This window comes from Synechococcus sp. RSCCF101, from assembly GCF_008807075.1.
Taxonomy (GTDB): Bacteria; Cyanobacteriota; Cyanobacteriia; order PCC-6307; family Cyanobiaceae; genus RSCCF101.
Window position 1 is genome coordinate 1,731,237 of sequence record NZ_CP035632.1, and the last position, 13,044, is coordinate 1,744,280.

Below are 13,044 nucleotides of genomic sequence, written 5' to 3' on the forward strand. Positions count from 1 at the left end.
ACCGCAAGCACGCGCGCAAAGGATACGGGTGGCTCAGCTGGGTCTCAAGTGCGCCAGCGGCGCGGACTCCAGAGCACCCGGCACCAGGCCACCAGGGCCAGCAGCAACAGCAGGCCCACCGCCCAGCCCGGCAGCAGGCGCAGCGGCCAGAGGGGCCGCAGCAGCCAGCAGGTGAGACCCGCGGCGGTCAGCAGCAGAGCACGCCATCGCTGGGAGGCCCCGGGGAGGCGGCTGAGGGAGGCGGGCAGGCGCGGCACGGAACGACGGGGCGGCGAAAGAAAGCGGTGGCAGGAGGCGGTTGGCAGGAGGCCGTCAGCCTGGCGACCAGAATGCCGGCCCCGCTGAGCCGCTTCCAGGTGCGCACCTCGCCAGCCAGTTCCATCGCCGGGGCCGTGCTGCTGGCGGGAACCGCGGTCGCCGCCATGGCGGTGCTGCTGAGCGGCCGGAGCCTGCTGAGAAGCCGGCAGCCCACCCTCACCCCGGACAGTCCTGCCCGCGTGCTGCAGGTGACGCAGCGCCGGCACCCCGACCCGGAACGGAGGCGGGAGGCGGCCCTGCTGCTGGAGGGATCGAGCGGTTCGGCGGCAGAGCGCTGGAGCCTGATGCAGGGGCAGGGCTGGGGTCGTTCCGCCCTGGCCGCCGTGGCGCTCAAGCGCCAGGCGGAGGCGGCCCGTGCCCTGGGACGCAACGGGAGCGCAGGGTCCCTGTGGCGAGAGCTGGACCGGCGCTTCCCGCAGGCTCCCGCCCGGGCGGATGCGCTCTATTGGCTCAGCCGGAATCAGCCCCTGAAGTGGGAGACCCTGCTGGCGTCCTTTCCGGCCCACCCCGCCGCCCTGGCCGCCGCCGTCGAGATGGCCTCCGAGCCCCGGCTCCGGTTGCAGGGGGCCACTCATCTCGCCCGCTGGGGTGCGATCTGGCCGGGAGCGGCTGAGGTGATCGACGAGGCCTGCCGGGAGAGCGAGCCCCCTCCCCGGCCCTCCCAGCGGCGGCTGCTGGCCGCAGGGCTGAGCGAGGCGGGGCGGCACGAGGGGGCTCTGGCCTGCCTCGACGGCACGGCAGCGGATGCGGCGCTGCAGCTCTCGCTTGCCAGACGTCTGCTCTGGGGCAGCGCGGAGGAGGAGCGCCGCGGCGAAGCGGCCCTGCTGCGCCTGGCCCGGCAGGAGCCGGCGCACCCCGCCGCCATGGAAGCGGTGCGGCTCCTGGCGGCGGTTCCCGACACCGGCGACCTGCTCCGACAATTGCCGCCCTCCCTGGAGGATTCCGCCCCGGTCGCCGCCCATCGCGCCCTGGCCGCGGATGGGGAGGGCGGCAGCGAGGTGCTGGCCCGCTGGCCGGCTGACCCGGCCGGCTGGGAGATGGCCTGGCGGCTGGCCCGCCGCGGGGCTCTTCAGGGCGAGTGGAGCGACACGGAGCGCTGGCTGCTGGAACTGAATGCTCTGCCCCTGCCGGCGCCCCAGCGCTCCCGGGCCCGGTTCTGGCTGGGGCTGAGTCTCTGGAATCAGGCGCGCCGGGGGGAGGCGCGCCAAACCTGGCGGGAGCTGCTGGAGCGCGATCGCTGGGGCTACTACGCCTGGCGGGCCAGCGAGCGCCTGGGCCTGGCCGGGCTGCCGTCCCCCCGCGACCGCGAGGCAGAGCTCCCGGAGGTGGCCTGGACACCCCTCAACAGTGGTGACGGCCTGATCGACGCGCTGTGGCGCCTCAACCAGCCCCTGGAGGCCTGGGAGACCTGGCGGCTGCGCCGGCCAACGGTGCCGGAGGCCGGCGCCCTCGGCCCGCTCGAGGCCGGCCAGCTGGCGGCCCATCGAACCGAAGGCCGGCTGCGCCTGGGCGTGGGCGACAGCTGGGGAGGGCTGGCCCAGCTGGATCGGGCCCGCCTGCGCTGGCGCGATGCGGGCTGCAGCGATCAGGCCCAGCTGGAGATCAGTGCCCATCCGGTCCTGTTTGGACCGGAGTTCACGGCAGCAGCGGCGGAGGCGGCGGTCTCCCCCCGTCTCCTGCTGGCGGTGGCCCGGCAGGAATCCCGTTTCAGCCCGGCGGTGGTGTCGGTCGCCGGGGCGGTGGGCCTGCTGCAGCTGATGCCCGCCACAGCCGCCGAGGTGAACGGGGGCCCGCTGAGCCGAGGCCAGCTGGAGGAGCCGGGGCTCAACGCCCGGCTGGGAGGCCGCTACCTCGACCGGCTTCTGCTGCTCTGGCAGGAGCGGAGCATCCCTGTCGTGGCCAGCTACAACGCCGGCCCGGGCGCCGTGTCCGGCTGGATCAGCCCCGAGCTGGAGGAGGAACCGGAGGTCTGGGTCGAGCGGATCCCTTACAGGGAGACGCGGCTGTATGTGAAGACGGTGCTGGGCAACCTCTGGAGCTACGGGCAGCTGGGCGGCGCGCCGCTCTGCCCCTGACCTCAGGCGAGGGGCCAGTCCGCCGCGAGGCGATGGCCGATCGAGATGCCCGCACCGACGAGCAGCAGCATGCTGCAGGCCATGAGGAGCGGTGAGGGCACCACGCGGATCCGCGTCAGATCCAGGCGGCAGAGCAGAACCGCGGAGGCCAGGATCAGCACTTCACTGAGCACCCGCAGATTCAGCAGGTAGAGGCCGGCGGTGATCACCAGCAGCAGCGTCACCACCAGCGTGAGCACGCGGCTGGAGGCCATCAGCAGCGACAGATGGCGGAGCAGCAGCTGGGGCAGGGAGCAGACCACCACGACGATGGTGGTCTGGATCAGCTCCACCGACCAGAAGAGCTGGGGCTCGATGCCACGCAGCGCCATGGCCCTGGGGGTCAGCAGGGTCCAGTGCAGACCGAAGTAGATGCTGACCCCCATCAGCACCAGCGTCATCGGCGCGCGCAGGGGGATGGAAGCCAGGCGCAGCAGGGCCATCACGGACCGGAATCCCGCAGCAGCGACCCCGCCATCATCAACGCTTTCAGCGAGAGTGGATGGCCTCGCGACAGACCCCAGACCGTGGCGTCCGCATCCCCTGCGCCCTCCGGCCCGCCCGGAGGCCCCTCCGATCGCAGCATCCCCGGTGGCTGGGAGCGGATCCTGCTGGTGGCGCTGGCGCTGGTTCTCACCGGGGTGATCGCCGTCGCCCGGCAGAGCAGCCGTCCGGAGGCGCCGATGGACAGCCTGGCCAGGCGCTCTCCCGAACTCTCCGTGGCCCTGGCGAACGGCCGGCCCACCCTGGTGGAGTTCTATGCGGACTGGTGCGAGGCCTGTCAGGCGATGGCCCCGGCGCTGCAGGCGGTGGAGGAGCAGGTCCGGGGTGGAATCGATGTGGTGCTGCTCAATGTCGACAATCCCCGCTGGCAGCCGGAGCTGGACCGCTACGAGGTCAACGGCATTCCCCAGCTGGAGCTGTTCGGCGCCGACGGCACCCCGGCGGGGCGCTCGCTCGGGGCCCGCAGCGAGCAGGAGCTGACCGCCCTGGTGTCGGCGCTGATCGAGGATCGCCCTCTGCCCCGGATGGCGGGCGTGGGGCCCTCCAGTTCCCTGGCGACGCCGGACCGGCCGGAGCCCGCAGGGGGGGCGGCCGGTCCGCGCAGTCACGGCTGAGCCCGGCCCACCAGCTCATCACATCCTTCACCGCTGCCTCCCCATGGACCGCTTCCGGGTCGACCGCATCGCCGCCACACCCCAGCCGCAGCAGTGCGTCTATGCGGCCATGCATCAGGACTACAGCGAGAGCTACGTGGTCGCGGACCGGGAGAGCTGGCCCGACGAGCGCAGTGCCGGCGAGATCTGTGTCAAGCGGCTCCTGGCCGGCGAGCGCGGTCACTACGGCCCGCTGGAGCACGCCCAGATCGTCTTCAACGTGGGCTACTTCCCCCATTCGGTCATGCAGCAGGCCCGCACCCACCGGGTGGGTGTGAGCTTCGACGTCCAGTCGATGCGGTACACCGGCGAGCGCATCTGCAGGGCGGCCCGGGGGGAGCTGGATCTCGAGGAGGTGGTCTACCTGCGGCCGGTGGGCGACTACAACGACCGGCAGGGCAAGCGCTACCGCTACAGCGAGAGCCAGCGGGAGAGCGACCTGGCCTTCTGCCGCCGGTCCGTCGAGCGCTACAGCCAGCGGTTGTCGGAGGGCTTCTCCGAGGAGCACGCCAGAGGCCTGCTGCCCTTCGACTACCGCCAGCACTTCGTGGTGAGCTTCACCCTGCGGGCTCTGCTGCACTTCATGGATCTGCGGGCCAAGCGCGATGCCCAGCTGGAGATCCGCTGCCTCTGCGACCTGCTCTGGCCCCATCTGCAGGACTGGGTGCCCGAGATCGCGGCCTGGTATGAGGAGTCGCGACTGCACAGGGCCCGGCTGGCGCCCTGATCCGGCCGTTCAGAGGCGGGCCATGGTCACCCGTTCCGGCTGGTCCTGGTACTTGCCGGCCCGGTCGCTGTAGGTGGTGTCGCAGGGATCACCCTCGAAGAAGAGCAGCTGGCAGATGCCCTCGCCGGCATAGATGCGGCAGTCCGCACCGGAGCTGTTGCTGAATTCCAGGGTGAGATGTCCCTCCCAGCTGGCCTCCGCCGGCGTCGTGTTCACGATGATGCCCAGACGGGCGTACGTGCTCTTCCCCAGGCAGATCACGGTGATCGTGGGCGGCACACGCAGCCGTTCCAGCGCCACCCCCAGGCCATAGGAGTGGGCCGGGAGGATGAAGAAGGCGCCGTCCTCATCGCGGTGCAGGGGAGCGGGCTCGAGGTTGGCCGGATTGAACCGCTTCGGGTTCATCACCGTGCCGGGCACGTGGCGGAAGATCAGGAATTCCCGGGGCGAGAGGCGCAGGTCGTATCCGTAGGAGGAGCAGCCGAAACTCAGCACGCCCAGGCCGGCATCGGGTCCGCCGGAGGGCAGCTGGCGCACCAGGTCCGGCTGAAACGGCTCGAGCATGCCCTCGGCGGCACGGGCAACGATCCAGCGATCGTTCTTCAGCATCGCCCGCACCGGCAGCCCTGGCTGGGATCGTAGGAGAGGCGCACCGCTGGACCGCCCATGCCCCCCTCCGCCGAGTCCCGTCCCGAGGCAGCAGCCGGCAGCGGGCCCCGGGCCGATGGCCGAGCGTTCGATGCCCTGCGCCCCATGCGGGTGCGATGGGATCCGATGGGCTTCGCCCTCAGCTCGCTCACGATTCACAGCGGCCGGACGGTGGTGCTCTGCAGCTGCTGCATGGAGGAGGGCGTGCCCGGCTGGCGCAAGGGCAGCGGGCTGGGCTGGCTCAGCGCTGAGTACCGGCTTCTGCCGGCCTCGACGCCCCAGCGCCAGCGTCGCGAGACCCTGAAACTCTCGGGCCGGACCCAGGAGATCCAGCGCCTGATCGGCCGCAGCCTCAGGGCGGCGATCGACCTGGCCGTGCTCGGTGAACGCACCCTGCTGATCGACTGCGATGTGATCCAGGCCGATGCCGGAACCCGCACCGCCTCCGTCACGGGAGCCTGGCTCGCCCTGGCCCGGGCGCTGCAGCGCCTGGAGGCCGACGGTCTGCTCACGGGGCCGGCCCGGCTGCGGCAGATCGCCGCGGTGTCGGTCGGACTGGTGGGGGGAGCGGCCCTGCTGGATCTCGACTACAGCGAGGACAGCCGGGCCGATGTGGACCTGAATGTGGTCATGACTCAGGACCTCGACCTGGTGGAGCTGCAGGGCACCGGGGAGGGGACCTGTTTCCCCCGCCGCGAGCTCGATGCGCTGCTCAGCCTCGCCGAGGGGGGCATCCGAACGCTGCTGCAGGGCCAAAGGGACGCCCTGGCGACGGCGGATCGGCCTGAGGGCGTTCGCAGTGAACATCGTTCGTAGCGATCACTACAGGGGTGGGCCTGTGCGATCCGTAGGGTCCCCCAACCTGTGGGGTGGGGATGCCCGGCTTACAACGCGGTTTCAGCCGTACAGCCGGTTCCTCCCTGGGAGCCCAGGGGACCCCCATGCTTCTGGACGACAGCAGCCAGCCCAGCCGGACGCTGCTGGACGTGATCCGGACCCTGAGCGGGGCCACGCCGGAGAGCATCGAACGCGGCAAGACCATCTTCTTCCCGGGTGATCCGGCGGAGCGCGTCTACCTGATCCGGCGCGGAGCGGTGCGGCTCTCCCGCGTCTATGAATCCGGCGAGGAGATCACCGTGGCCCTGCTGCGGGAGAACAGCCTCTTCGGGGTGCTGTCCCTGCTGACCGGGCAGCGATCCGATCGCTTCTATCACGCGGTGGCCTTCACACGCGTGGAGATGGTCACGGCTCCCGCGTCATCGGTGCGCCGAGCGATCGAAGCCGACGCGAGCGTGGGGCTGCTGCTGCTGCAGGGGCTCTCCTCCCGCATCCTCCAGACCGAGACGATGATCGAGACCCTCACCCACCGCGACATGTCGTCGCGGCTGGTGAGCTTCCTGCTGGTGCTCTGCCGCGACTTCGGCGTGCCGGACAAGGAGGGCATCACGATCGATCTGCGTCTCTCCCATCAGGCGATCGCCGAGGCGATCGGCTCGACGCGGGTGACCATCACCCGGCTGCTCGGTGACCTGCGCAACGCCGGTCTGCTGCAGATCGACCGCAAGAAGATCACCGTGTTTGACCCCGTGGCCCTGGCCAAGCGCTTCAGCTGAGGGCGGCCGGGCCGCCCCCCCACACGGCGATACTGAGCCCCTCCGCTGCGTGGTGTGTCCGGCTGGTTGCTGATCCTGGCGCTGCTGGTGCTCGGCGGCGTGCTGGCCACCCTCGGGGACCGGCTGGGAAGCCGCATCGGCAAGGCTCGCCTCAGCCTGTTCAACCTCCGGCCGCGGCGCACGGCGGTGGTGATCACCGTGCTCACGGGCAGCCTGATCAGCGCGGTCTCCCTGGGGCTGATGCTGCTGGTCAGCCAGCGGCTGCGGGTCGGTCTGTTCGAACTCGATCAGCTACAGGGACGCCTGGCCAGCACCCGCAGGGAGCTGACGGGTGCCCGACGTGAGCAGGCGGAGGCGGGCAAGGCGCTGGAGCTGGCGCGGCAGGAGCTCAGCCAGGAGCGCGGCGAACTGAAGCAGGCCCGCCGCGATCGGCGTGAGGCCCTCAGCCAGTCCAGGACGCTGCGGTCCGAGCTGGCCCCCCTGAAGGCGGAGCGCGCCGGTCTGGAGCGCGACATCGCCGCCAGGGATGCCGACATTCAGCGCCGGGAGAAGGAGCTCGAGCAGCTGCGTGGGCGCATCCAGCGCGGCGAGCGGGATCTCGAGGCGCTGGAGAGCAACCTGATCGCCCTGCGGCGGGGGGACGTGGTGATCAGCAGCGGTCAGCCCCTGATCACGGCAACCCTGCGGCTCGACACCCCGGATCAGAGCGGCGACACCATCACCCGCCTGCTTCAGGAAGCCAACCAGGAGGCGTTTCGCCGGGTGCGGCCGGGCGAGGACCCCAGCCGCCAGATCGTGCTCGTCCCCAGGGCCGACATCAGCAGACTCGAAAGCATCATCCGCGAGCCGGGCACGTGGGTCGTGAGCATTCTCTCGGCCGGCAATGTGCTGAGGGGGGAAACCACCGTCTATGCCTATCCGGATGTGCGCCCGAACCGCATCATCAGCGAGTCCGGTGAGGTGATGGCCAGCACGAGCGTAGGACCGGAGGAACGCTCCCTGCAGCAGGTCAGGGACCGGCTGAACCTGCTGCTGGCCTCCACCCTGGCCACCGCCCAGCGGCGCGGGTCCATCGCCAGCGGCGTGCAGTTCGACGTGGGCCAGGCCAATGCCCTGCTGGAACGCCTGCAGCAGCGGGAGGTGGGCGCACTCCGCCTCGAGGCCGTCTCCCGACGGCAGATCGGCGTGGCCGATCCGATCAGCGTGGATCTGCGCCTGACGGAGCTGCCCGGATGACGTCCACCAGGCGTTCGGGGCCATCCCCGGAGGGTGCACGGTGGCCGTTGTCCGGTCCACTGGTGGGCATGGATCCCGGCCGCAGCAAGTGCGGGCTGGCCCTGAGCAACGCTGATCGAACGGCCGTGACGGAAGCGCTTGTGCTGCCCTGCGATGCCGTGATTCCCAGCCTCGAACGCTGGCACCGGCGCGAGCCCATCGCCGGCCTGGTGCTCGGCGACGGCACCGGCTCGAGGCACTGGCAGCGCTCGCTCGCAGGCCGCTGGCCGATGCGACTGATGGAGGAGGCCGGCAGCACCCTCGCCGCCCGCCGGCGCTATTGGCAGCTGTTCCCGGCGGCGGGACTGCAGCGTCTGCTGCCCGAGGGCCTGCGCCAGCCGCCGCGGGACTGGGATGACGTGGTGGCCCAGCTCCTGCTGGAGCGGGAGATCGGACGCCCCCTGATCCGGATCAGAAGCGGGCCCGGACCGTGAAGGCGTAATCCGCGCCGGGCTCGAGCTGGTAGTCGGCGCGCAGCAGGAAGCGCAGGAGCGCGTCCTCGATCAGGGCGCGGCCGAGTGAGGGCTGCACCGCCAGCTCACCCCGGCCGAAGGACCAGCAGAAGCGCCACTCGTAGCCGCCGGCGGACACCTCACCCTCGAGCCGCTGGCTGGCCATGCTGTGGCGGAGCACCCGCACGGTGGCGGTGGTGGAGGGGAGCGGAGTCACGGCGCAGTCACCGGATCGGCCGGAGCCCTGGTGCTGCGGAAGCTGTTGAGCCGGGTGCCGGCACGTTCGATGCCGGTCCGGCGGATCAGATCCGGCGCCCGGGTCGCCTCCGCCAGCACGTCCTCGAGGAGCTCCGCTTCCGAGGCGGCGAAGCGCCCCAGCACATGGCCCACGGTGCGTTGCCGCCGCTCTTCAGGACAGGCACCGGGGGCGCCGATGCCGATGCGCAGGCGCAGGAAGGACTGGCTGCCGAGATGCTGGATCAGGCTCCTGAGGCCGTTGTGGCCGCCCGCGCCTCCTTCGCGGCGCAGGCGCAGACGTCCGAGAGGCAGATCCATGTCGTCCACGACGACAAGCAGGGTGCCGATCGGCAGAGCGAACCAGTCGAGGGTGGCCCGCACCGACTGGCCGCTGTTGTTCATGAAGGTCTCCGGCTTCAGCAGGCGCAGCCGCGAGGAACCCGTTCCGCAATCGGCCAGCAGGCCGTGAAGACGACTCTGGCTGCGAAAGGTGGCTCCGCCGGCCTCAGCGAGACGGTCGAGAACCATGAAGCCGATGTTGTGACGGGTGGCCCGGTAGCGCTCTCCGGGATTGCCGAGGCCCACCACCAGGTCGATGGGGGTGGCTGTCATGCCTGCCTGGCCACCTCAAATTCGGGATGCGTCACCGGGTGAGTCTCCAGCGGTTCCGCCGCCGCCGGAGGGCTCGGATGAGGCCGGCACCGGCTCGGGGGGTTCAGCGGAGGAAAGCGAAGGAGGCGAGGCCTGACGATCGGCGCTGGTCGTCTCGGACGCAGACGACACGGGGGCGTTGTCCTCCATCGCCCTGGAGAATTCCTGCTCGAACTCCCTGGAGGCCGACTGGAATCCCCTGAGGGTTTTCCCGAGGGTTCGCCCCAGTTCGGGCAGCTTGCGGGGACCGAAGACCAGCAGGCCGATGCCCGCGATCACCGCCATTTCGGGAACGCCGACACCGAAGACGCTCATCCGACGCCGTTCCAGCCCACGTTGATGCCCTCCAGCAGCAGGGAGCGGTTGTACAGCTGAAGAATGATCAGCAGGAAGACAAAGAAGAGCAGCATGAACACGCCCATCACCGGCGTGGTGCCCCAGCCGGGAACCACCTTGCCGTACTCGGAGTTGAGTGGACGCAGCAGATCTCCCAGACGGGTGCGTTGAGCCATGGCGGGGTGCTCTCGGGCGCGTTTCGGCTCGTTAGTCTACGAGCGATCGCCGCCGCAGGGTTGCGCGCGTCGAGAGTTGTGATGCTTGCCTTCTGATGGAGACCACCTCACCGGCCCTGTCGGTGGCCATGACCGTGCTGGCCGTGCTTCTGGGGCTGACCGGCTTCGGCCTGTACACCGCCTTCGGGCCCCCGTCCCGTCGGCTCGCCGACCCCTTCGACGATCACGACGACTGAAGACTCGCGGCGATGCGCCAATGGCCGAGCTGCCAGGGCGTCAGCATCAGATCGTCGGTCTGTGCAGTGGAACCATCCTCGGGCATCGCTGCTCCAAGGCCATCCACCCGTCCGACCACTGACCATCCGGCTCCAAGCCGGATGCGCCGGCGCTCCGGCGTGAGGTTCTGCAGGCTCAGAAGGCAGTGGCCGGCATGATCGGGCCATGGACGCAGGGCCACCAGCACCACACCGTCGGGCAGCGCCGGCAAGGCCGGCATGGTCAGCGTTTGCCCGTTCATGCCAGGCCTTGCCGGTGCACACCAGATCGGATTGCGGAACTCCTGGGCGGCCTCCACGACGCCGTCGTGATGCCAGCCGGTGCTCAGGGGCATCAGCCCCAGCCTGAGGCGATGCACACCGGCATCCGCACCCGGATCTGGCCAGGTGGGGCCGCGGAGCAGGGAGACACCCAGACGGTCGGTCTGACCGCTCACCCCCTGGGGGCCGTCCAGGAGCAGGGCCAGACCTCCGCCGCCGGAGGCGCTCGCGTTCTGGGACGCCAGCCAGCTGGTGGCGGTCACCTCCCAGCGACTGCGCTCCCGCGCTGACCTGGGGCTGGACGGTCGCTCGAGGACCCCGGCCGCCACATCGCTCACCCAGCGGACCGATGGCTGGGCCAGTGGGCACTCCAGCCGCAGGAGTTCGTGCCGCTGGCGCCAGGCCACCGACAGGATCAGCTCGAGCACGGGGCTGGCCGCCCGCAGCCGCACGTCGAGGCGCCAGGAGCTGAGGCCGCAGCGGCCCCGCCAGACCAGCTGAGTGCAGAGGGGGCCAGCCTCCACCACCTCGCCTGGGCTGTCCCAGGCGAGCGGCAGGTCGGTGCGCTGCTCCTGCGGGGGATGTCCCACGCATCCCAGAACGCACCGCGATCGGTCCAGCGGCAGAGCTGCACCGGTGCGGCGAGCCGCTCGATCCGGCCGGCATCCATCAGGCCCTCCACGCCAGCGGACCCCAGCCGGGCGGTGAGCCGCCCATTACCGAGAGTCCAGCCGCCGCCGGCAACCGGCTCCAGCGTCACCGGCTCCAACGGCCCGGGCGGCGCGGCGCCGTCCCCGACAACCTGCCGAAGCCGCTCCAGACGGAGGGGGCGCACGCCGGGCGGACGACGGACCTGAACCCAGCGCCCGCCTGAGCTGCAGGCCTGCTGGGGCAGAGGTGTGCCCGTATGTCGCCAGAGCCCGGGTGGCAGGCGCACCGTCGTGAGCCGGGCCGACTGCGGCAGCAGCGGAACGAGCCACCAGACCTGGGAGGGGGCAGGGCGCTCAGGTCCGCTGCCACGGGCCTCCGGCGGATCCGATCCGGCCTCCAGCCAGCGCGCCAGCGCCCGGTCCCGCTGGCGGCGCGCCACGCGGCGGGCGTTCCGCCAGGCCGGCTCCGCCTGGTCGAACACCTCCGGAATCGATGTGCCGGGAAGGATGTCGTGGAACTGATGCAGCATCAGGGTGCGCCACGCGGGCTGCAGTGCATCGACGGAGGTGCCGGAGAGGGCCGCTGCCAGCTCCGCTTCCCGCAGCAGCCGTTCCAGCGTGCGGTTGTGGCGTTTCTGATCCGGGCGCGTGGTGGCGCAGCCCCGGTGCAGCTCCAGGTAGAGCTCATCGCGCCAGACCGGCAATCGCGGGGCCAGCGGCTCGAGGGTCGCCAGGTGATCGCGCAGGCTGCCGTGCTGCCGTGGGGTCAGGCCGGGCACCTCCGACCAGAGCCTCAGCTGTTCGAGCATCTCGGCGGTGGGGCCGCCGCCGTGATCGCCCAGGCCGGGCAGCCACAGGCTCCGGGCCACATCGGTCGCCTGCAGCCACGCCTGCTGCTCCCGGGCGATGGCAACGGGATCGGCATCGGTGCCGATCGGGGGCAGCATCAGCGCCAGGCACTCGCTGCCGCAACGGCCGCGCCAGCGGAAGAGCCGGTGGGGGAAGGGATGGGTCTCGTTCCAGGCCAGCTTGTGGGTGCAGAACCAGCGGATGGTGGTGGCCGACAGCAGCGAGGGCAGGCCAACGGAGAAGCCGAAGCTGTCCGGCAGCCAGGCCAGCTCATGGGTCCATTCAGGGAACAGACGCCGGCTCAGCAGCTGGCCGTCCTGGCACTGCCTGAGCAGTGAGCCGGTCCCCGGCAGCACGGCATCGGTCTCCACCCAGGGGCCGTTGAGCGGTTCCCAGCGTCCGGACCGGGAGGCCGCCCGGATCCGCTCGAGCAGGGCCGGGTGGTGCTGCTCGAGCCAGGCGTAAAGGGCCGGGGTGGAATGTCCGAAATGGAGCTCGGGGAAGCGCTCCATCAGACCGAGCACGGACCGGAAGGTCCGCAGGGCGGCCTGGCCGGTGTCGGCCACCGGCCAGAGCCAGGCCAGATCCAGGTGGGCATGCCCCAGCAGATGGACCGGCCCGGCCGATCCGGCGGGCGCGGCGGTCAGCAGGTCGCGGACGGCATGCAGCGCCGGTTCCGAGGAAGGATTCGTTGCCAGGAGGGGGTCCGGCAGTGTCCGCTCCGCCGGCAGCGACCAGAGTGCGAGGCGATCGGCCAGCAACCACCCCTGAGGGTCGCCGCTGCCGCTCGTCGGTTCGATCACCAGGGCGCTCCGCACCAGGGCGCCGTCGTCATGGGCGGGGCTGGTGAGGACCAGCTCGATGGTCAGAGGAGCGCCGTGCCGCCAGGCCTCCGGCACGAGCCAGCGGCAGCGGCTGTCGAAGAGGTCGCCGCTGTGCACCGGGCTCCCGTTGACACGGAGGAGAGCCTCCTCGGCCCACCAGCAGAGATCCAGGCGGACCCTGGCGTCGGGGCTGCCGCGCCACTGGTGCGGGCAGACCGGGGTGGCCAGCAACCGGATCGAACGACGCCCCCGAGGCCAGGCGATGAGTCCACGCGCCTGCCAGTCGGGCCGGTTCCGGGCGGCCCAGCCATCGCTCAGGGCGTTGGTACCGGCCGCCAGATCATCCGTTCGCCGCCAGAGGGGCTTCAGATCCAGCTGGGATCGCTGGCGAAACGTGTCAATCCAGGAGCGTTCTGCCGAGGAACAGCCCTCCTGCATCGGTGCCGCCTGCGGGGACCCATAGGATGATGCCCCAGCAGCC

Annotated in this window: 17 protein-coding genes; 8 read left to right on the plus strand and 9 right to left on the minus strand. The window is 71.2% G+C overall.

Going from position 1 to position 13,044, the window contains the following annotated elements; translation table 11 throughout:
• Nucleotides 1-44: 44 nt before the first annotated feature.
• Entirely contained in the window at nucleotides 45-257 is a 213-nt protein-coding gene (locus EVJ50_RS08510) for a hypothetical protein (protein ID WP_150883481.1), read from the minus strand.
• 72 nt (nucleotides 258-329) lie between these two features.
• On the opposite strand from EVJ50_RS08510, the gene EVJ50_RS08515 reads away from it, so the two are divergent.
• Nucleotides 330-2,393 carry a lytic transglycosylase domain-containing protein gene (locus EVJ50_RS08515; RefSeq protein ID WP_150883482.1) on the plus strand — a complete coding sequence of 688 codons (2,064 nt, stop codon included), beginning with the start codon at nucleotides 330-332 and terminating at the stop codon, nucleotides 2,391-2,393.
• Nucleotides 2,394-2,395: 2 nt separating this feature from the next.
• Here EVJ50_RS08515 and EVJ50_RS08520 read toward each other — a convergent pair whose 3' ends face one another.
• Nucleotides 2,396-2,875 (minus strand): hypothetical protein, encoded by a 480-nt coding sequence (locus EVJ50_RS08520; protein WP_150883483.1) that lies wholly within the window; start codon nucleotides 2,873-2,875, stop codon nucleotides 2,396-2,398.
• Between the two features lie 84 nt (nucleotides 2,876-2,959).
• On the opposite strand from EVJ50_RS08520, the gene EVJ50_RS08525 reads away from it, so the two are divergent.
• Nucleotides 2,960-3,550, plus strand: a complete 591-nt coding sequence (locus EVJ50_RS08525) for a thioredoxin domain-containing protein (protein WP_370455469.1) — start codon at nucleotides 2,960-2,962, stop codon at nucleotides 3,548-3,550.
• A gap of 43 nt (nucleotides 3,551-3,593) precedes the next feature.
• Nucleotides 3,594-4,316, plus strand: coding sequence for an FAD-dependent thymidylate synthase (gene thyX / locus EVJ50_RS08530; RefSeq protein ID WP_150883484.1), 723 nt, complete (start codon nucleotides 3,594-3,596; stop codon nucleotides 4,314-4,316).
• A gap of 9 nt (nucleotides 4,317-4,325) precedes the next feature.
• Here thyX and dcd read toward each other — a convergent pair whose 3' ends face one another.
• Nucleotides 4,326-4,925 carry a dCTP deaminase gene (gene dcd, locus EVJ50_RS08535; RefSeq protein ID WP_150883485.1) on the minus strand — a complete coding sequence of 200 codons (600 nt, stop codon included), beginning with the start codon at nucleotides 4,923-4,925 and terminating at the stop codon, nucleotides 4,326-4,328.
• Between the two features lie 57 nt (nucleotides 4,926-4,982).
• On the opposite strand from dcd, the gene rph reads away from it, so the two are divergent.
• From rph to EVJ50_RS08555, 4 genes are read left to right on the plus strand one after another with little or no spacing between them, the layout of a single operon-like run.
• On the plus strand, nucleotides 4,983-5,780 hold the full coding sequence (rph, locus tag EVJ50_RS08540) for a ribonuclease PH (protein ID WP_150883486.1): 798 nt from the start codon (nucleotides 4,983-4,985) through the stop codon (nucleotides 5,778-5,780).
• Between the two features lie 59 nt (nucleotides 5,781-5,839).
• Entirely contained in the window at nucleotides 5,840-6,577 is a 738-nt protein-coding gene (gene ntcA / locus EVJ50_RS08545) for a global nitrogen regulator NtcA (protein WP_150883487.1), read from the plus strand.
• A 54-nt stretch (nucleotides 6,578-6,631) separates the two neighbouring features.
• A complete protein-coding gene (locus EVJ50_RS08550; protein ID WP_150883488.1) occupies nucleotides 6,632-7,813 on the plus strand; it encodes a DUF3084 domain-containing protein in 1,182 nt (393 codons plus the stop codon).
• Between the two features lie 47 nt (nucleotides 7,814-7,860).
• Nucleotides 7,861-8,286, plus strand: coding sequence for a resolvase (locus tag EVJ50_RS08555; RefSeq protein WP_225322864.1), 426 nt, complete (start codon nucleotides 7,861-7,863; stop codon nucleotides 8,284-8,286).
• Here the strand turns inward: EVJ50_RS08555 and EVJ50_RS08560 are convergent.
• From EVJ50_RS08560 to psbH, 4 genes are read right to left on the minus strand one after another with little or no spacing between them, the layout of a single operon-like run.
• Complete coding sequence (locus EVJ50_RS08560; RefSeq protein ID WP_150883489.1) at nucleotides 8,264-8,521, minus strand: DUF3146 family protein; 258 nt, start codon at nucleotides 8,519-8,521, stop codon at nucleotides 8,264-8,266. The two genes, EVJ50_RS08555 and EVJ50_RS08560, sit on opposite strands and share 23 nt — an antisense overlap.
• Nucleotides 8,518-9,153 carry an aminoacyl-tRNA hydrolase gene (gene pth / locus EVJ50_RS08565; protein ID WP_150883490.1) on the minus strand — a complete coding sequence of 212 codons (636 nt, stop codon included), beginning with the start codon at nucleotides 9,151-9,153 and terminating at the stop codon, nucleotides 8,518-8,520. The genes EVJ50_RS08560 and pth overlap by 4 nt, the downstream gene beginning before the upstream one ends.
• Nucleotides 9,154-9,168: 15 nt before the next feature.
• On the minus strand, nucleotides 9,169-9,507 hold the full coding sequence (locus tag EVJ50_RS08570; RefSeq protein WP_150883491.1) for a TatA/E family twin arginine-targeting protein translocase: 339 nt from the start codon (nucleotides 9,505-9,507) through the stop codon (nucleotides 9,169-9,171).
• Entirely contained in the window at nucleotides 9,504-9,704 is a 201-nt protein-coding gene (gene psbH, locus EVJ50_RS08575; RefSeq protein ID WP_150883492.1) for a photosystem II reaction center phosphoprotein PsbH, read from the minus strand. The genes EVJ50_RS08570 and psbH overlap by 4 nt, the downstream gene beginning before the upstream one ends.
• A gap of 95 nt (nucleotides 9,705-9,799) precedes the next feature.
• On the opposite strand from psbH, the gene psbN reads away from it, so the two are divergent.
• Nucleotides 9,800-9,940 carry a photosystem II reaction center protein PsbN gene (psbN, locus tag EVJ50_RS08580; protein ID WP_150883493.1) on the plus strand — a complete coding sequence of 47 codons (141 nt, stop codon included), beginning with the start codon at nucleotides 9,800-9,802 and terminating at the stop codon, nucleotides 9,938-9,940.
• Here psbN and EVJ50_RS15025 read toward each other — a convergent pair.
• Both EVJ50_RS15025 and EVJ50_RS08585 read right to left on the minus strand, forming a co-directional pair.
• Complete coding sequence (locus EVJ50_RS15025; protein WP_225322865.1) at nucleotides 9,928-10,767, minus strand: glycoside hydrolase family 38 C-terminal domain-containing protein; 840 nt, start codon at nucleotides 10,765-10,767, stop codon at nucleotides 9,928-9,930. The two genes, psbN and EVJ50_RS15025, sit on opposite strands and share 13 nt — an antisense overlap.
• A complete protein-coding gene (locus tag EVJ50_RS08585; protein WP_225322866.1) occupies nucleotides 10,656-13,001 on the minus strand; it encodes an alpha-mannosidase in 2,346 nt (781 codons plus the stop codon). Before EVJ50_RS08585 ends, EVJ50_RS15025 begins: the two co-directional genes overlap by 112 nt.
• Between the last annotated feature and the right edge of the window lie 43 nt (nucleotides 13,002-13,044).

Coding starts and splice junctions, on each gene's coding strand:
- ntcA (WP_150883487.1), top strand. CDS start 5,840: ATGCCCGGCTTACAACGCGGTTTCAGCCGTACAGCCGGTTCCTCCCTG.
- pth (WP_150883490.1), bottom strand. CDS start 9,153: ATGACAGCCACCCCCATCGACCTGGTGGTGGGCCTCGGCAATCCCGGA.
- rph (WP_150883486.1), top strand. CDS start 4,983: ATGCCCCCCTCCGCCGAGTCCCGTCCCGAGGCAGCAGCCGGCAGCGGG.
- EVJ50_RS08585 (WP_225322866.1), bottom strand. CDS start 13,001: ATGCAGGAGGGCTGTTCCTCGGCAGAACGCTCCTGGATTGACACGTTT.
- psbN (WP_150883493.1), top strand. CDS start 9,800: ATGGAGACCACCTCACCGGCCCTGTCGGTGGCCATGACCGTGCTGGCC.
- dcd (WP_150883485.1), bottom strand. CDS start 4,925: ATGCTGAAGAACGATCGCTGGATCGTTGCCCGTGCCGCCGAGGGCATG.
- thyX (WP_150883484.1), top strand. CDS start 3,594: ATGGACCGCTTCCGGGTCGACCGCATCGCCGCCACACCCCAGCCGCAG.
- psbH (WP_150883492.1), bottom strand. CDS start 9,704: ATGGCTCAACGCACCCGTCTGGGAGATCTGCTGCGTCCACTCAACTCC.
- EVJ50_RS08515 (WP_150883482.1), top strand. CDS start 330: ATGCCGGCCCCGCTGAGCCGCTTCCAGGTGCGCACCTCGCCAGCCAGT.
- EVJ50_RS08570 (WP_150883491.1), bottom strand. CDS start 9,507: ATGAGCGTCTTCGGTGTCGGCGTTCCCGAAATGGCGGTGATCGCGGGC.
- EVJ50_RS08520 (WP_150883483.1), bottom strand. CDS start 2,875: ATGGCCCTGCTGCGCCTGGCTTCCATCCCCCTGCGCGCGCCGATGACG.